Here is an 18,553-nt window from a genome sequence, read left to right as displayed (position 1 = left end):
TCTCACTATGTTGTTATAATGTTGTTATATCTAAAGATTGCTGCAAGAGTGTTTGCCCTAATTTAGCTGCGGTCATCTCTGCTATTTGAGGTGGTACAGCGAAAAATAAATTGAATCCCTGAATTTGCGGAGCGTGCGGCAATTTTTTTACATATGTTGCTGCATAACCGGAACAAAGAGTCAAGGCTCTTTCTAGGAGTCGCGGCAGATTCGCGCTGACCGGTACGGCCATAGTGAATCTGCGTTTGTCGTATATCAGAACATTCAGCCGCCGTGCTTTGAGAATAGCATACCTTCCCCAATCAAGGTCTACTTCAGTACCCATGCCGTCTTGCCAAAGATAATAAATCTTTGTGTTTCGAGAGGGATGACTGTAGCGGCTAAGACGGATATTAATGTCTGTTTCTTTAATTTCTTCGATAAACTGTAAAGAAATAGGGTTAAAAGTTTGGCGATTCCAGTTCAATTCTGGATCGTTAGATTCTTTAAGGGTAGCTAAGTAGTCGTCAATACTGGCAGCAAAATGCAGCAAAGACCAAGCTGAGGGCGTTTCGAGAAAAGGTATGCTGAGAGATGATGCGATCACCTGTAATTCCCTTATATCCTCTGCTTGTACAGCCACTCGCTTCGGTATCAGCCCTAATTCACTCGCTTGTTCTGTGATTTCAACGTTGATGTGATTTCCCACAGACTGACAAGCATCTGATAATTGTTGAATAGTAGTAGGCGATCGCGCTCCTGCTAAAATGGCTTGAGGAAAGCCGGCACTGGGCAATCGCACCAATAGAGGGGGAGCAGCATAAACCTTACTCTTGCTACTATCCTCGCTAAAATTAAAGTCGCAGTGACCCAGAGAAGCTAGAGTGCGAAGTGCTTGAACTCTTCTATTCTTAATTTCGTCTTTGTCCGTGTTTTCTTCCCCCACGCCCGTCTCAAAATTATACAAATAATCAAAGGTTTCCTTAAAGAATAGCCAAGTAACTTCCTTTTTTGCCGAAATAATGTAGAGCAGTTTTTCGCTAGTTTCAGACACGTTCGGCCTCCTTTTGAAACTGTTGCCACAATACTTTCAAGTTAGAACGATCTGGCGGGGAAATTTTCTTGCGATCGTGCCACAATATTTCTTTCCATGCCCGCATTTTCTTGCGGTCTTTGCACTTTGACATCGACGGTTGTGAATCGGCTACGTTGGTGCTGCAAAACATTACTTGACCGCGATGACGACCTTTGGAAATAGCCCAAACAGGCTCCCAATTTGTAGGCAGTGACTCCGCAGGCCAAATTGCTATTTGACCTGGTTCTTTACCTAAAAAGAAAATCCGCTGCTTTCCTTGTATTGGTAAAAAAGTGTTGAAGTTAAAGTCCGGGAAATCAACGCCTTGTACCCATGCCCCAGCAAATCCCGCGCTCCCATTATCCCCAGTCTGAAGCTTTCCGAAACGATCAAACTGTTGCGCGTTGCTTTGGGATGGCAAAGAATAGTTTTCTACCAAGACCAGAGAACAGCGCTTGATAATATCTTCTCCACTACGTGCTTCTATTTGTAAATTTGTTTCTGCTGGAGTATTGGCGGGCAGTTCATAAATATCTGCTGCTTCGGTGCAATTTAACAGGCGATCGTTGCAATATACTTTTATTGATTCGTTACCACCTTGGAGAACCAATTTCGGTCGGGCAAAGTTAAAAAATTTATTGCCTCTTTCCAGGCGAATCCCCCCAGTTAGCTCTAACCGCAAATTAGTCGAAAAAGCCAGGATTGGGTATTCTAGTTTAATTAACTCATCACTACAAGCAGCAGCCGCCTTGAACAAGTGCCACCCGCTTGGAAAACCATCTATTATTTGCAATTTTTCAAAGCCTTGACAGCTAGATTCTCCCCATTCTGTCAGTAACTTTAAACACTGTTCGTGTGCAGCTAAATAAAAGGGCTTTTGAGTGGGCAATTGTCGCACTTCCACAAGACCTGGCAATCCCTCACTATTTCCATCAACGAATACTCGAATCGGCGATGCTGGCAGCTTAAAATACCATTTAGAGTCACCCGAGCGCATCCGCAAACCTTGCAACCAATTAAACTTAGAGGCATCAAGCGGTTTTCTATCTGCCTCAGCTACCACTGAAGACCAACCTCCCCCATGTTCGTAACAAGAAAAGGGGTGAGAATTGTTTTCTACAAATAAGAATAAATCGTCTTCAGGAAATTCGTGTTTTGTACTGCAACGCAAGGTTATAGTGGCGCGTTTGGCAATTGGATCGTGTTGGCAGCCCAATCTCAAGAGTCCGTAGATATGCGTTAGATCTGAAACTTCAGCAGTTCCATCCCAACCGCTCAATTCATCAATAATCCATTCGAGCAATGCTTGGCGAAATTCGTCACTCTCACCAGTTTTTTCTAATAAGCGCAGGGTTCGTGGTCGTAATTGTTTACGCCCATGATGGGCTAAAAAAAGTGCGATGGTGTCCTCAGTAGGATGTGAAAGAGGATCTAAGTCAGTAGTCGCAAAAATAGCAGGTAGTGCACGGCGCTCTTTTTCAGTCAAAAGAGTTTGTGATTGTGGTAAACCGATATGCTTCTTCTTCCCAACAGTAAAACAGTTGAAAATACCCCATTCACCACTTTTCTCTTCATTTGCCCACCGTGCTAAGTCTTCCCACAGTATTTTCATCTGGTCGAAATCTGGATAGTTTCCAGATCTAGGTTTTTCACCCAGTAATGTTCGGAGGCGGGGGTAGTAGGCATGGGAAGCAAAATTTTCTTCGATATCGGCAGCGAGGACGAATAGTGCTAAATAGCCGACGTAAAGAGGATAACCTTTTTGTCGCTGTCGGTACTTCCAGTAATCCATACTATGCAAGGCTTTCTGGCAGATGCTCTTTCCTGGCAACCCAATAATACCAGTCTTTACCGCCTTAATAAAATCTGCAAGATCTGCACCGTAGTTTTGACCAATATTTCTTAGTAGTTCCTCTGTGACACACAGGTGAACGCTGCGCCCTGCCATTTCATTTTTAAAAAAATGAGCAGCGATTGAATTATTCCATTGAAAATAATCCATTTTTATATTTCATATAATTTAACGGAGCTTGGTAATTATAAGTATTATAGTCCATGAATAGGCATTATAGTCCAATGGTTAAGTCGTCAAAAGAAGATAAACTTTTTGTTGTCAGCTTGCGTTAATTTACTGAGTTCAGGTAGCCTTGTAATCGGCACACTTACGAGGGAACCGCCCAACACGGACAAAAAGTGTTAGAAACATTATTTAGAGGAGTTAGTAAACGAAACAGTTACTGTACAAACGTCAGCATCTACTTGCCTAAAGATAAAACAAGTAGCCCCTACTCACTGGGGAAATTAATTGGATACATTCAGTAGACCACCTAACTAAGTATTCTGCTAAACTTGTGAGTCGTCTCGGTTTAGAACAGCTTGTGTTTTGTCCAACCGAGCAAGACAGGTCTTACAAAGTTCGTTAAGCCTTACTGCTTTACATGATGTTCACTTTTCTTAACGTAGAAAAGGGTAGAGAGTGCAGAGACGGCTCCCCTTACTTGGTCGGGCAGCACTTCTAAGTAGTGCTGCAACTGTTCGAGGTTGTTGTGGCCGCTGATTTCTTGAATAATCCGCAGCGGAATCCCGGCGTTGCTCATCTGGGTGAGGGCCGTCCTCCTAAAACTGTGGGTGGAGGCTCCCTCGATGCCGGCGCGATCGAACGCTTCTCTCAAAATCCGATCCGCTGAGTTGGGGTGCAAATGCTTCCAGTGGTGGTTCGGGTGGCGACCGGGGAATAAATAAGTCTGGCCAGCGTTAGGTTTCCAAGATGTCAGAAGCGATCGCAAATCTTCAATCACCGGAATCGTTCTGGTTTGGAGTTGACCTTTGGTGTTGCGCTTGCGGAAGTTGATTGTAGGTCGGACTGTACCTCTGGCAGTGTAAATATCGATGACTTCCAAGGAACAAGCTTCGGCAATCCGGCACGCGGTGTAGAGACAAACTCCGAAGAGGGTGCGATCGCGATCGCTCTGCAAACCTTTGTTGAACAGCAGTTCGATTTCCTCCTGCGTAAGGATTTTTGCTTGTCCGTGCCGTTCTATCTTCATGCTTGGTGTATACCCGACCTGACGCTTGAAAGTCTGGCATATTTGTTGCATTACTGCACCTGTCTGAGGGATTTCTTAACGCGGTTCCATGTCGGGATGGGGGGCGTAGAATACAGACAGCTATCACGGCGGCACTGGACGCAACAGATGGGAATGTGCGGAAGGTTCAGAAACTCAGCAGGCACAGGAACCTCAACACGCTGATGATTTACGATAATAACCGGGGTCGCGACCAAGGAGACGTTACCGATTTATTGGATGAGATGTTTTAGTCGATCAAACAGTTACATACTTGGCTTCAATCAAAAGCGAGCGCATTAATTGAGAACTCGACATCTAAATATTTTGGGCAAAGGTAAGGTTATTCCTGGACAAGCTAAACCTGCGTAACCTAACCCGTTGCCAAATTGAGAACCCAGTAAAAGTTAAATAGGTATTGTTAAAAGCACCAAGTTGTTTATAAATACAAGTAGCGGATTAAGTATAAAAAAATGAATACTGAATTTTCTTTATGGCTTTGTTATGTCAAATTACTGGTCTGTGAGCCAGATAACAACTCCTGTCACTGGAATTTAGTTTATTGTTCATTTCCTGCACTAGCCTGGTATGATTTACTGGGTTTTCAGAATGAGAATCTAAAAATAATTGCTATTTTTAATTTTCATCCTATAAACCGTTGTGCTATCGCAGAGATTGATGAACCTGAACAACTTAAAACCTCAACAAAAGTTTTAATAGTTGAAGATAATTGGTTTAATTTTAGTGTGGTAGCGAAAACATTTAGGTTTAAATCCACTTTTGTTGTATATTATGGGTTTGACGTAGAAACCGTAATGCAACTCGCAACTAATAAACAAGTGGATATAATTATAGTTAATAGTGGTTATGGGGGTAAATATAGAGAAGTGAATTGGACGGAAAATATCCGGCTGTTAAAATCTAACCCAAAAACCGCACAAATTCCCATTATTTTAAAATGGGGCGGTCAATTCATGGCAAGTGACCGGGAGAGATTCTCCGCAAGTGGTGTTGATGCTTTTATTCAGGCAGATCCTGGTAATATAAACTCCCTGATTGAAGAAATCCAATATACCCTCTCTGCGAACGATTCCAGTCCAAACACAATAATTAATTTAGAAAACGCATTGAGCAGTTCCCAGCCAGTTAAAATACAAAGAGAAAAAGAATCAGCATTAGAATTTATAGCCTTTAAAGCGTTCCAGATTTATTTATTGATAGGCTCTGTAATTGTTTATCCTTATTTGTTTATCTTACGTCGCTACAACCCATTTAGGAAATGATGTAAATAACTTGTTTAAGTTTAACTTAGGGGTGAACTCATTTACCGCAGCATTAATATGTCTTGCGGGCGTTCGGTTTCCAAGCTGCCAGGAGGCTTCGCAAGTCTTCGATTGCGGGAATGGTGCGGGTTTGGAGTTTGCCCTTGGTGTTGCCCTTGCGTCCGTTGATTTCGGGGCGGACTTTCCCCAAGGCGCGTATAAATATCTGGGCGGGCGTTGCTTAATCAGGGTATGAAAAAAATAAGTTGAAAATCCAGAAGCTTTGTGGATACTGGTTTCTATGATTTGCATATTTAGTCTTTCATACCGTAAATCAGCAACGCCAATATCTGCAACGGACAGTGAACACGCTTCGGCGATGCGGCAGGCGGTGTAGAGGCACACGCCAAACAAGGTGCGATCGCGATCGGTTTGCAAACCTTTGTTGAACAGCAGCTCGATTTCTTGTTGCGTGAATATCTTGGCCTGCCCGTGCCGTTCTATCTTCATGCAGGCGTGTATACTCGACCCGACGCTCCAAAGTCTTGCATACTTACTGCATTGCTGCATCGGCAGGCGGGGATTTCTTAATGAGGTGGGTGAGGGGTTGGCAGGTTTATATCACAAATCCGTTACAATACGCGAAATTGCGTAATTTTGAAGCGCTTGTATCAAATAAATCAGTATCATGGCATTAAAAAAAGCAGTCTTTTTAGACAAAGACGGAACCTTAGTGGTCGATGTCCCCTGCAACGTTGACCCGAAGAAGATTGTCCTAGTCAGTAATGCAGTTGCGGCATTACGCCTATTGTCGGAACTTGGGTACAAGTTGTTGGTCATCACCAATCAATCGGGTATAGCACGAGGTTATTTCTCTGAACAAGAGCTAATTTTGTACCTACACGAACTTGATACCCTGTTTAGAGAGAGTAACATTATTTTAGATGGGTTTTACTACTGCCCTCATGATAAATCAGCAGATTGTGATTGCCGCAAGCCGAAGCCAGGAATGGTTCAGAAAGCAGCTCACGAGCTGGGTATTGATTTAGCCGCGTCTTGGTTCATTGGCAACACCCTGAACGATGCTGAAGCGGGTTATCGGGCAGGATGCCGAACAATTTTGATTGACGGCGGCAATGAAACATTAGAGGAGTTTAATCGCGATAGCTCTTCGCTGCTGCAAAGCGCAGAGCGCCTCCCTCACTACATTGTTCCCGACCTCTACAGCGCCTCACACATTATCAATAGTAAAAGTAATTCATTGTGAATCGGGGTACGAGCGGGTTAGTAGCACTGCTGTACCTATAGGTCGGCATAGATTCATCCTCATTTTCTAGATTTGTCTATATTTTACTTGAATTATGACCACCTACTTATACACACTTAAAAGTAGAGTGGTGGCGAGGCCGTGTTGAGAGCGCTCCTCTTCGTTAGCTTAGCTAATGCACTTCGCTCCCCCCAATAGCCATGTATAGTGATAGCTTTTTGTATAATCTTGAGATAGACGATAAAACTGGTACACCGTATCATTAAGCATGAAACAAAACAACCAACAACGTGCTACTGCCAATAAAATCAAAAAGTGGATTCAAGCTACTAAGGAAGTTGAAAAAGCTCGACTTGCTATACCAATAACCAGGTTGACGAGTATCAAAAGTCTGTGCACTGATGAAGTTGCTGCCGAAAAGTTTGCGCTCTACATTGCTCGACTGGTGCAGCAACAGATGGAGCGGGCGAATTGTCCCGAACATTTCACGGATGAAGAATGGGAACAGCAACAACAGTTAGTGGAGGAAGCAATCACACTGATGCAAAGTTACTTAGAAAGTCCTAGTTACGAAAGCAGGCAATCTCTCAGAAACTTATTGAGAGACATTGATGGGGTGCAAGGGGATGACTACCGTAATTTTAGATGGGCAACGGTGCGTTTTGTCCGCAGCGGAGATTTACTCAAGCTAGAGTATGCACTACGGTGTTTTGTAGAGACAGATTTTCCCTATTGGGCTTACAAACTAGCTAGAGAATATGTAGAAGGCTATGGATTGCAGTCGGGTTCGGGTATCGTGGCTGAATCTGTACCCAGGTTGTTGGAGATAGCAGAATTTTGGTGTCAGTATTATTTCAATCTGAGTTTGAACGAGAAATTTCCCGATGGGGGCGATCGCTGCGTTCAACCCAACCCGTGAGAATTTTCAGATGCAGATTGAGGGTTTGTTAAGCCTGCAACCCCGTCTATTGTCAAAACCCGTGCCAATACTCAGCATCTAATTCTACAATTTCTGCCGTGACAGGGCGGGTGTACCACTAAAAATCTAGGCGCGGAAACTCAAATTTCTTATCTATGACTTGGAACCGCTACAGCTCCATCAGGATAATCTTATTTCCCCCATCTACGACTCGAAACTGCTAGGGCAAGGTCAGGATATAATAAATAACTTGTTGCGCTAACAGGTTTTTCGTGCTGGCAACTGGTTGGTAGAGGAAAGAAAGCAACAGCGAAGGTTGGTAAAATGGATGAAGTCGTCAAGAAAGTAGCTGCTTTGGGTTTACCAGGTATCATCCTGGTAGTAACGATGGCTGCGACAGGTTTGACAGGAGCGGCTGCAATCACAGCAGCTCTAGCATTTCTAGGTGGCCCAGCAGGAATGCTCGGAGGCATCGCCGTACTAGGTTTGACGGGATTGATTGCAGATGCCTTAACAAAAGTAGGGTTAGAGGACTTGCTAACAGCCATTTATTGCCAAAGGCGTTTATCTGAGCCACACGGAAAACTTTTAGAGGAGATTGAGCAATTATCCCTGTTTGATGGCGATATCAAAGAAAGGCTCAAGCAAACTGTGATAGATGGATGTGGCTGTTCAGCAGCCAGCGCTGCAAACATTTCAGATATTACGAGGCAGGCTCGCGCCATTTTAGAAGCTGTCCCAGGAATGACACCAGCACACCACAGGGATTTTAACAGCTCCAATCCGATTATCAGACTTAGGGATGGAACAGCGGTTAGGGCTTGGAAAAACCCCCTCGGCGTTGACCACATTTTTTTAGCCGATCCCGATGGCAAAATGATTTACGGTGGTTTCGTAGGCTGGATTCACAGCGAGGGCTTGAATCAAGCTATGAAGCAAATGAGAAGAGACTTGACGTAAAGTAGATAAAATAGAAAGCATATTGTAAATAAAAGTTAAGTTTTCAATCTCTACTATCCATGCTCTTATTAAGAGCTAAAGGCAATCTAGCAGAAACTTAAAGACTAAATCACTGAGAATTTACTAAGTGTTGTCAATTCAGATTCATTAATACTATCTTGCTTTACAGCAGCCCAAACTTTCAGAAATATAGCACTCGCTGTTTTCCAAAAAGTAAGCACTGTATATCAAACCAGCACTTATAAATATCTAAAATTCTGATAGTCGTCTTGGGAGGCTTTTTTTACGCCTCACCGCAAAAGCCTCGCACACTTCAAAGAACTCAGAACTCGATCGCTCTAAATCTTGCCTTCAAACCTCTGATGCCAGATGATATACCCCGACACGGTAATAACCAGAGTGATGCCTCCTCCTACCCAAGCCAGCATAGGATTGTAACCGCTAAGGCTGAGGGTCTGCATCCATAGATGGGTGAGATCGGAGGATATTAACCAATCTGCGACGACCGGAAAAAGATACATCAAAGATGCACCAACGATAAGCCAGCCCACCATAGAGGCGACCAGAAAGATAGTTTTGGCTGTAGATTGGCTACCCATGAGCAATTGCGGTAAAGAACTAACTTTGAGATTAGCTCTTGAGATGCGTTATGTCAGCACAGGTATAGACCGAGGTAGTGGGCGATGCAAGCGTGAAACTGTAGAATTGATTTGAAGCGAAAGGTAAAGGGCGTTGCTGATTTAGGGTATGAAGGGCTCAATATGCAAGTCAGAGAAACCAGTATCCACAAAACTTCGGGATTTTCAAGTTATTTTTTTCATACCCTGATTAAGCAACGCCATGATTGCAGTAAAACCTGGCTTTTTGTGCTGAGGAACGCGGGGAGTGGGAGCTTCCCCCGCCCTTGGCATCGCAATGCGCCAGCACCAAAAACAATAATTAGAAGCGCTGAGAAATACAGTTTTAAATACGGGGCTACCCAATGCACCGGAGGCAGATATTCCAAGAATGTTTCTAAATGGGCTAGATGAATTTACAAGCTGGCATTTGATATTGCTCAGGTATTTGCACGAAGGTACTTATAATGCAAGCCAACGGCAAATTTGAAAGCCGATCGACAGAATTTTCTCAATTTTGGCTTAGAATAAGCTGGCAAAATTCTTAGTGCGGGTAATTCAGGATGTGGCACAAAAAGAGTGTTTGGTGGATCTTGGGAGGATTGGGAGGAAGTGCGATCGCTATCTTTGCCCTAGCCAAATTTTCCCACTGGCACCGTCTGCGTAGGTATGAGAAGATTCTTGAATTGAGGGCCGTGCAATGGAGCGGTAAAAACTTAGCCGGTGCCGATTTTTCTCGGCAAGTTTTCCGAGAGGCAGATTTATCAGAGGCGAACCTACGACGGGCAAACCTCCAAGGGACAGACTTCTCTGGTGCCGCTACCCGCCTGATTGACACCGACTTGCGCGGAGCAAATTTAACCAATGCTTTGCTCTCCTATACTCAGGCTACCAGAGCCAATTTCTCTAATGCCATCCTCCAAGAGGCAGACTTAAGCAACGCTAGCCTGAATGGTGCGCGTTTTAGAGAGGCCAATTTGCAGGGAGCGATTATGATTGGGGCAAAACTGGTAGGCGCTGACTTCAGCGAACTCAAACATGATCCGGCTTATCTCGATCGAGCGGATTTGACCGATACGGGTATTACGAGTTTTCGCGATACACGGCTTTGCAACGCCACCATGACAAATGGCGCAATTTCTAAGCAGGGTTGCTTTTGGCCTTCATACGATTTGAAGAAAGCAGCACAAGCTGGGGATTGGCGATGGATGGATTCGGCAATCAGCGATCTATTTAAAGAGGCGGTGATTTCAACGGATGCCTTGGCACTTAAACAAACTGTAGACGAGATTACACCCGAACAAATCCGCTCGATGCCCTGTAAACATCTCAAAACTCTAGATCAACTTTGGCGACAAGCAAGCGGCTCACGTTTTGGGTTCGGTATCCAGCGCCAAATTTGGGAAAGTCCTCAAGTGAATCGAGATTACACGAAGTTTGGAGAAGTTGTGGGATGGAAGCAAAACGGAACCTGGCTCAAATTTAAGGATTTAACCACTAAACAGTCCGCTTCCAATAGCAGTGTTCTTCCAATCGGTCATTTTCCCTGGCACTCTTGGCAAGTCCTGGAACCTACTAAGATCGAGCCTACTCGCTTTCGCCGTGTGGGATTTGGGGAATGGATGGCACAGCTTAAAGCTTGTAAAATTTGACGCCAAGAAAGGCAATCGGGAATTCTTACCGGGCGGTCTAGATACCCCTCTTCTGCCACTAAGCGAAAGAAACAAATAAAAGTTCACTCTCATTGATCAAGTGAGCTTGACGAGGCCTAACCATATATCCAGCTCGGGTTTGAGAGATTTTGTTCTCTTATACTTTGGCGCAAAAGTGACATAAGAGTGACATCAGAGTAATATAGAGGAATAAGAAATGAGACGATATCTGTATAGGAGCACCATTAGCACTACCACACAGTAAAATTTAGGCTCAATGTCAAGTTAAGTATTCGTGAGCATGATTGATTAAGGACTCATTATGACTACTGGGAAGATCGCTAGAAACATCCCAGAAGAACATTCCCCCTAAACCCATGTTTTTGATATAATTAGTTTTGAGCTCTATTGATTGACTATCTTCATAGGTGCTAAAGAATCCTCCTTCAACGATGGGACTATAAATATAAGGAACTTTAGCCTCATCGTCCCAATACCTAGTATAGTTTTCTGGTTGAGTTTCTAACCGATTGTAAAGATCATCGTAGTCTAATACTCCATTTTCCCAAGTTCCTGTTGCTGCACCTGTAGCGGATTGAAAAAGTCCTCCATTGCTACTACTATTAGAAACCCCAGACCAAGCACGTCCATAAAGAGGTGCACCTAGAATGATATCTTGAGGATCTACTCCGGCTTGTAAATAAGCCTCAACGGCAGAATGAATATTCAATGTATCAACGATTTCTGCTGCTGAAGGAGCATTGGGATTAGCAAATAAAGCGGCTTGATGGTTCGTAGTATTTGGTTCCCAAGTCGAGCCATGAAAATCATAAGCCATGAGATTGAAAAAGTCGATATATTTCGAGACTTCTTGCAATTCTATATTTTCAATATTCTCCAAACCGGCGGGAGAAGCAATGCTGAGTTGATAGTCTCTCCCATCAGTAACTTCTTGTATTTTTATTTGTTCGTCCAACTCCGCTAGCAATAGAGTGTAATTGTGCTTGTCATCAGAGCTATCGTTAACTTCTTTATTAAGACGATTAGGGGCAAGAGTTTCCACTTCAGCTAAAGAAGCTCCTCCTTCACCAGGGTATTCCCAGTCAATATCAAGACCGTCAAATCCATATTCAACCATGAATTCAACCGCCGACTGAGCAAATTTTTCTCGTGATACCTCTGTAGAGGCTACTGTAGAAAATGGGCCACTAAGAGACCATCCTCCGATTGAAAGCATGAGATGTAGATGAGGATTTGCGGCTTTGAGTTTTTGTAATTCAGCAAAATTTCCGGCTTCGTTTGCCTGTGATTGTTCATAAGTATATTTTGCTTCACCTGTTGCTTCATTGAGGAAAGGAGTTTGGGTTGCTGCCCAAGTATCAAAGATTGCCACTTCTCCATTTTGATCGATTTGGGCAAAACTGTAAAAAAGATGGGTGAGCTTATCAGCAGGAATATCCTCGACCTGGAAATCACGACCATATATTCCCCACTCAGGAAAATAACCACCTATAACATAATCCCGGTCAGGAGCATCACTACTACTTACTAAGTGAGAGTGGAGTTTCTTCTTTGTTCTAAAATCATAAGTATTATTTAAGTAGTCAACAACTTGCTTGGTTTCATATCCAAAGGTATCATAAAAGTCAACAGTGACAAAATTGGGAAGCTGATTAGGTTTTTGATTATTCCCGGAATCTAATCCGTCTTCTATTCTCTTTTTGATTTTGTTAAAATCATTATCTATCTCCGATGAAACCATATCAGGAAGCACAGAGGGTGCTTGTATTCCAAAGTGATTGAAGACATATAGTTTAGGATAAGATTTATATTTATAAGTACCATTGTCCCATCTTGATTGAAGTCCATCATTTTCATATACATTCTGTATAATGTACTTTCTGTCGTAAGCTACTCCAGAAAGCGTCCCATTATCTTCCCTGCCACTAAAAATAAGTAATCGCTTATTCTCCTTAACCATTTCGGAGATTAAAGGCCATTGTTTTGCACTTTCTATATTCTCATTAATTAATATTGTATTAGGATCATCATAGTCAGGATCAAATAATAAATTATTTATATTAGGAACTTTTTCTAGTTCTTGCTCTAAATTCTCTTTAGTAGTGTAATCCTCTAAAAAAATAGTCACTATTTCTGAGGGATTTTGATTGAGAAAATCTACAATTTCATTTAAGGTTTGATGAAGTCGTTTTGTTGGACGCGAAGGATAAGTCGCGCCAGCTATCCAGCCAAGTTTATCTACTCCATGCAATAAATATACTCCAGGTTCGGGAATCACCTTAAACACGTCTCCAGAGCCTGGTTCCTTGTAATATGTATCCAACATTAAGCCTCTTACACCATCTGCAAGTTGCTGAGTAATTGTCTGGCGCTGGTTAGCTGAGAGCCAACCATCTGGGAGAGTAACATGGGAATTATGGGTTGTTAAAAAAGCATATTCATTATATCTAACTCCTTTTGGTATGACGCTATTCTGTTCAATTCCAATCATCTGACCATCCAACATCACAGTTGCAGTATCATCCTCAGCTCGTAAAACCTCTAACTCTTGCTGGCTTAAACTCTTTCCTTGCACTAACCGGGCAAAAATATCTCCTTCATCTCCTGCTGCATCTGTTAAATTAATTTTGGCGTCTATATAATGGCCTATTTCTTCCAGCAGCACATTAACAACTGCTTGAGGATTATCAATATTTGCCTCAATAAATTCTTGTGCCAAATAAATCTTACCTGTATCCGCAGAATATGCTCCAGATGCCCCATTTATTTCAGTAGTGCTACAGATTTTAACAGAAGGTAAATTGGTGAAATTTCCATTACTAAAAGTTAACTGCAACTCCCTTTCATCAATCTCTTCGCCAAAAGCTATACTAATACTGTTTCTGAAAATAAACTCATCTCTTGCAAACTGCTGCAATGTTTTTAAAGTGGTTTGCATAGATTTGTTAACCAATAATAGAAGTGAATTTTGAACAGCCATACGGTTATCCTCAATGATTAGTTATATTTGCGATCAAAAAAGGTTATAGCTTGAAGCAATTTAGCATAACAGGTACGGAAGAACCGTCATCCTTGATGGATTGGGATCTTCAAAAACCCGTCGGCAAAGTTAATATCGGATAGTACAACCACTATAGAAGGACAAATCCAATAATGGGACTAACCCATTCATTAGTTGTTTAGCTAGCCAAAAGTACAGGTGTGACTGATACTGAGTTGGAGCAAACCTAAAGTTTCATTATTTGCTTACTAGAGATAAACGCTGGGTAGAAGAAAGGGGTTTTTCCTAGGGTATGTACCTGTTTAAACTCTGGACTGACCAAATAGTTAGTTATCAAACTTTACGTTTAAACGAAACTTCCCCCGCACGCGAGACAAGTTCCAATTAAGTAACGGTTTTTTGCTCCAGAAGCCTATCTTTCTTGCCCCCACTTTTAGCGGATATTATTCCTAAACTTGGGAAATGTACAATTAAGGTGAAAGACCGAAGTCTTCCGGTTCCCACAAACTCGATGCCGCGCGACCGAACATGAGGACATCCTGAATTTGTTCCTCGGTCATGCTTTCATCGAACAGCCAAACTTTAGTGGTGGGGATGCCGGTTTCGCCGTCTCCTTTCGTCCAAATCTTCATAGTTCGAGTTTCACCAATCGCAACTTTAGAGCGGTCTGCTTCTGCAATAAATCCCAGCGGATAGAACCCGACTAATTCAGCGCTTTGGGGGTACATCAAATCTACGGCTAGCGTGGGGACAATCTTGCCGGTGCGGGGAGCTGCCCAATCCCGCAGCACGACTCTAATTTGAACCGTGCGTCCTTTCCACTTAGCCTTCGACCAATGGTTGGGCTGTTGTTTGTGGACGTTGTAGACCTCGAAGAAACTGGGCGGGTCTGGGTTTTCTTTAAGTTCGGCCATAATTTCATCGGGGAATAGGTTGAATACTAAGGAGCCAGAACTTCTCGAATCTTCTTTGACCGTATGGCTGGCCCGCCAGTAAGCTGCTGCCCAAGATTTAACGGTGTAGGGAGTGCCGTCTGTTTGAGTGACTTGTTCGATGGCTGCATCTCTTAAAGCTTGATACTTAAAGGCCACTTCGCGGATTCTAGTAGTGTCGCCCTCGTTTTCTTCTTTCCAGGCGATGGCAGCGCTCATTTCCGAAGCATACCCGTTTCTTTGCTGGAATGCGTAATTTTGTTGAGCCTCGGATACCGATACTGCGGAAAAAAGCGAATTCGCAAAGGAGGTAAGGTTTAAATTAGTTTCTAGCTGGGCTGGTTGCCAATAGCTGTTTACCAACCGAACGAGCCGAGACACTGTATCAATCGCATCGGGTGCTACGCTGCAAGGTCGGCTCAAATAGCAATCATCCTTTTTAAAATCAGAGAGCCACGGAATTTGAGCTGCATCACCGAGGCCGTTTAAATAATCTCCCACTGCTTTGAGTCCTGCATCGTTGTTGGGATACGCCGATTTGAGTGAATCAACAGCGATTTGGAGCTGCTGGGAAAGGAAATCGATAATTGCCATTTCTTCGGGTTCTGTTTGTCTCCCGCCGGGGGGAATCATCAGCACTATCCCTTCAACTCCTGCACCCCTAGCTCGTCCCATCAACGATGCGACAATGCCCGTGCTGTCGTTCATGCTGTCGATCGCTACTTGTTGGAGGTTGCCTGCAAGGGGAACCTTGGGGAGTTTCTTTACCTGCGGTGGTTGGGAGAAATTGGCGATCGCATTGCGGAGATTCGGATATTCAGTCGAGCGAATCAGTTGAATAAAATCTCCGTCTGTGTCCCGTCCCAGATTGAGCAGTAACTTCCGAGAAGCGGCCATCAATCCACCACCCTGGGCGTAAGTACCCTCGTGTACGTTTTCCCACAATTGGCAATCACCCCAGTGGCGCATGGGGTTGCAGAACACGATGTACTCACCCGTTGCCATGCCGGGGGCGCAAAACACTTTTCTGCTAAAAATTGTATTTCCGCTAGCGTCGGTAATTTCGTACTTCGCAAAATATTCATCGGGCTGTGCCATCAGCGACCAGAACCTAACTCCTGCAGCTTTCGCTAAATTCAACCAAATTACTCTCAGACGCTCTTTAACCTTGGCGATAATATAGGGGTGAAGCAGCAGTTTTCCGCGCACGTCGTATTTGATGATTTGCATCGCCGTGTTGACATATTCCGCCTCTGATTGCAGCCCTTCATTGCCCTGCTGTATTTCCTGCTCTGCTTCATTTTGGTCGATTCTCAACAACTCGGCTAAGTTTTGAATTGAGTTGAGAGCGCCGACTAAACGCTCGCATTTATTAATTAAACGGCTGATGATTCTGTCTTGTTCTAGCGTTTCGTAATCAAACCACTGAAATAGCATCCACCCAGCTTTTGCGGTGCGCTGCTCTGCCTCAAATACCAACCCGCACAGCAGTTTATCCGTATAATTTCCTAGGGCTGGTTTGTTACCCTTCAAGGATGATAGGGGAATTACCAAATCCAAACCTGAATCGTCGAGTTCGGGATTGTAGGCGATGGTACCTTTGGCTACCCATTGTTTGAATGAGGCTATCCTAAATTGGAGCGGAATTTCTGGATTAGGTTCAATCTCGGTTTCCACTGTTCCCGCTCCCAGCAATTCCATAAAATAGCGAGAAGCTTTACCGTGGCTGTCCCCGGTTTTCCAATGCCGTTGATTGGTCGGGTCATCTTGCGGATTGCCCTGAGCATCTTTTAGTTCATCATCAACCACCACATAATTGAACTTTTGAGCTACTAAATGTTTGCATCCGGTATGCAGGATGCTACCATAAATAATTCGCTTCCATTGGTCTGTTCCTTTAGTTCCGTAGTAGCTCGAACCCACGGGCGCTAAGTTAAAGGTGAATCGACCGCGATTGCGGGAGTTGCTTGCTAAATCTAGGGTGTAGCGCTCTTTATCCGCAACGAATGGATTTAACAAAAATGGGTCTTTTGCAGTTTCCGGGATTTCTCCGATACAGAATCTTTCCTTACCCGCATCTTGGTGCAAGCCTGAAAGCAGGGTATTTCGGAGAGTTACTTTAGGTTTGGTTGACCAGCTTTGGGCGACGCAATCCCACACCGACCAAACAGCAATTGTGGAAACCATCGCTACGCTTTCGTCAATCCAAGAATAAGTTAATTTATAATCGGTAGCCATCTCAGTAATTATTCCCAATCAAAAAAGCCAAATTGTCCTGATGCTATTCTCGCAATCTTATCGGCTCCAAGTGCTGCTGCAATTGCTTCGTTTCCTGACACTTGAACAGGAGAGTCGGGGTTGGTCAAAATGTAACAAACCGCATATTCTTTTTGGCGATCTAAACCGACTCCGATAATGCGTTCAATCGGCAATCGAGCTTCAGAGATTAGGTCTTTAGCGCAAGTTTTAAACTCTTCTAGGATTTCAACTCGATTGGTGTCAATCATGTGCGCCTGGGTTAAATTAAACTTGCCGGGTACATCCCTCAGTTCGGCAAAAGTATACAGCATATCCGCCAATAAAAGCTTATTCCGCATGGCTTGAATAATGATCACGGCTGCTCCGATTATCGGTGTTGCCCAAGCCATTAGGTAAGCCCAGCCACTCGCTTGCATCCCGGTTGCTCCAAAGAGTTTGGGTAGTAAGGATTGCCCTGCCTTCAGGGCGGAAGCGGCTAAATATCTCGTTGCATTAGCACCAGCGCTACCCATTACTTTCAGGACAATCGACACTACCGTATTCGTGAGCGCTGGTAGCAGTGTAGCTGGGATGTTCACCGCTTTGAGAAAGAAACTGCTCAACAACCAACTTGCAATTCCAGTGAGGATAGTTGCAGCTCCTGCTACTGTTGCTGCACCTCCAACAGCAATAGGAACTATGGCATTAAGAACAACGGGCGCTTTCCGAAAGGTGGAATGTATGGAAAGGTCGAACTGTGAGCTAATTTCATAAGGATTCATGGCGATAATTGGCGGGATATTCCCAGTTTGCATAGCTGCTATCCCGGCTTCTACTTTTCTGAGTCTGGCGCGGGCGTTGCTTCTGGGATTGCCTTGGAGTCTTTCAATTAAGGCTAAGAGTTCATTTTTCAGCTCTTCTAGCTTGGTGATAGCGTCGTTCTTCCACTGCTCTATTTGCTCAGTTGCTGTTGCTCCTTGCTGTTGAATGGCGGTGATTTCTGCTTCGATGGCGGCTACTTTTACCGAGAGTTCGGGCAAGTTGAGTGATTCGTTGTGCGCCATAACCGAGGCTTCGTAAATCGCTTTTTCGGTGTTGTTAGCGGCAAGTTTGGCTAACTCAACTTGAGCTTTACCCGCTAGGTCTTTGTGAACTTTGCTATTAAAAGCTTTGTTGATGCCGTAAACCGTTTCTAGAAACACGAGATTGCAATCAACAACCGTCCCTCCTAAATCTTGGGAAGCGGTCAGTAAATCCTTAATCCCTCCCATCACTGGGTTTGCCATAATAAATTGGAGGTGAGGCAGACTAAAGTACCATTCTTGACCCTCGTTTAGTGCTGTTGTAACTGCTTCGGATATTTGTAAGATTTCTTTATCGATCCAGATATTGTTACTAATCTGGTCGCGTAGGTAATCGAATTGTCCCATGATTTTAAGTGGAAAGCTCCTTTTCCTAATTTAACGAATATTTCATTCATTTACTACTTCAATACGTTCTCATATTGGACTATGAATCAGTCCTTGTAAATCTTGCATAACTATTAATGAATGTTACTACCAAGC

At 43.7% G+C, this 18,553-nt stretch carries 13 protein-coding genes; 5 read left to right on the top strand and 8 right to left on the bottom strand.

Annotated features, from left to right (window positions below; all coding sequences use genetic code 11):
• Window positions 1-13 precede the first annotated feature (13 nt).
• From QUA07_RS16415 to QUA07_RS16405, 3 genes are all read right to left on the bottom strand, one after another.
• Window positions 14-1,033 (bottom strand): hypothetical protein, encoded by a 1,020-nt coding sequence (locus tag QUA07_RS16415; protein ID WP_333326848.1) that lies wholly within the window; start codon window positions 1,031-1,033, stop codon window positions 14-16.
• Window positions 1,026-3,056, bottom strand: coding sequence for a hypothetical protein (locus tag QUA07_RS16410; protein WP_333326846.1), 2,031 nt, complete (start codon window positions 3,054-3,056; stop codon window positions 1,026-1,028). The genes QUA07_RS16415 and QUA07_RS16410 overlap by 8 nt, the downstream gene beginning before the upstream one ends.
• A 424-nt stretch (window positions 3,057-3,480) precedes the next feature.
• A complete protein-coding gene (locus tag QUA07_RS16405; RefSeq protein WP_333326844.1) occupies window positions 3,481-4,101 on the bottom strand; it encodes a tyrosine-type recombinase/integrase in 621 nt (206 codons plus the stop codon).
• A 491-nt stretch (window positions 4,102-4,592) separates the two neighbouring features.
• Between QUA07_RS16405 and QUA07_RS16400 the strand changes: the two genes are divergently transcribed.
• Complete coding sequence (locus tag QUA07_RS16400) at window positions 4,593-5,402, top strand: hypothetical protein (protein WP_333326842.1); 810 nt, start codon at window positions 4,593-4,595, stop codon at window positions 5,400-5,402.
• Here the strand turns inward: QUA07_RS16400 and QUA07_RS16395 are convergent.
• Window positions 5,373-5,891, bottom strand: coding sequence for a hypothetical protein (locus tag QUA07_RS16395; protein ID WP_333326841.1), 519 nt, complete (start codon window positions 5,889-5,891; stop codon window positions 5,373-5,375). The two genes, QUA07_RS16400 and QUA07_RS16395, sit on opposite strands and share 30 nt — an antisense overlap.
• 178 nt (window positions 5,892-6,069) lie before the next feature.
• Between QUA07_RS16395 and QUA07_RS16390 the strand changes: the two genes are divergently transcribed.
• From QUA07_RS16390 to QUA07_RS16380, 3 genes are all read left to right on the top strand, one after another.
• A complete protein-coding gene (locus QUA07_RS16390; protein ID WP_333326839.1) occupies window positions 6,070-6,648 on the top strand; it encodes an HAD family hydrolase in 579 nt (192 codons plus the stop codon).
• A gap of 268 nt (window positions 6,649-6,916) precedes the next feature.
• Complete coding sequence (locus tag QUA07_RS16385; RefSeq protein ID WP_333326836.1) at window positions 6,917-7,567, top strand: hypothetical protein; 651 nt, start codon at window positions 6,917-6,919, stop codon at window positions 7,565-7,567.
• Window positions 7,568-7,891: 324 nt separating this feature from the next.
• Window positions 7,892-8,527, top strand: coding sequence for a hypothetical protein (locus tag QUA07_RS16380; protein ID WP_333326835.1), 636 nt, complete (start codon window positions 7,892-7,894; stop codon window positions 8,525-8,527).
• 338 nt (window positions 8,528-8,865) lie between these two features.
• Here QUA07_RS16380 and QUA07_RS16375 read toward each other — a convergent pair whose 3' ends face one another.
• Window positions 8,866-9,126 carry a hypothetical protein gene (locus QUA07_RS16375; RefSeq protein ID WP_333326833.1) on the bottom strand — a complete coding sequence of 87 codons (261 nt, stop codon included), beginning with the start codon at window positions 9,124-9,126 and terminating at the stop codon, window positions 8,866-8,868.
• 581 nt (window positions 9,127-9,707) lie between these two features.
• Here QUA07_RS16375 and QUA07_RS16370 point away from each other — a divergent pair.
• Window positions 9,708-10,796, top strand: coding sequence for a pentapeptide repeat-containing protein (locus QUA07_RS16370; RefSeq protein ID WP_333326831.1), 1,089 nt, complete (start codon window positions 9,708-9,710; stop codon window positions 10,794-10,796).
• Window positions 10,797-11,076: 280 nt separating this feature from the next.
• Here QUA07_RS16370 and QUA07_RS16365 read toward each other — a convergent pair whose 3' ends face one another.
• The 3 genes from QUA07_RS16365 to QUA07_RS16355 all read right to left on the bottom strand — a co-directional run bounded on the left by QUA07_RS16365 (window position 11,077) and on the right by QUA07_RS16355 (window position 18,418).
• Window positions 11,077-13,797, bottom strand: a complete 2,721-nt coding sequence (locus QUA07_RS16365) for a glycosyl hydrolase family 18 protein (protein ID WP_333326828.1) — start codon at window positions 13,795-13,797, stop codon at window positions 11,077-11,079.
• 491 nt (window positions 13,798-14,288) lie between these two features.
• Window positions 14,289-16,988, bottom strand: a complete 2,700-nt coding sequence (locus QUA07_RS16360) for a hypothetical protein (protein ID WP_333326826.1) — start codon at window positions 16,986-16,988, stop codon at window positions 14,289-14,291.
• 8 nt (window positions 16,989-16,996) lie between these two features.
• Window positions 16,997-18,418: a hypothetical protein gene (locus tag QUA07_RS16355; protein WP_333326824.1), complete on the bottom strand. Its 1,422-nt coding sequence runs from the start codon at window positions 18,416-18,418 to the stop codon at window positions 16,997-16,999.
• Window positions 18,419-18,553 lie beyond the last annotated feature (135 nt).

The sequence above is a fragment of the Microcoleus sp. T3_A4 genome, assembly GCF_036700465.1.
GTDB lineage: Bacteria > Cyanobacteriota > Cyanobacteriia > Cyanobacteriales > Microcoleaceae > Microcoleus.
The sequence above is the reverse complement of the archived record's forward strand: the minus strand, read 5'-3'. Positions and strand labels throughout refer to the sequence as shown.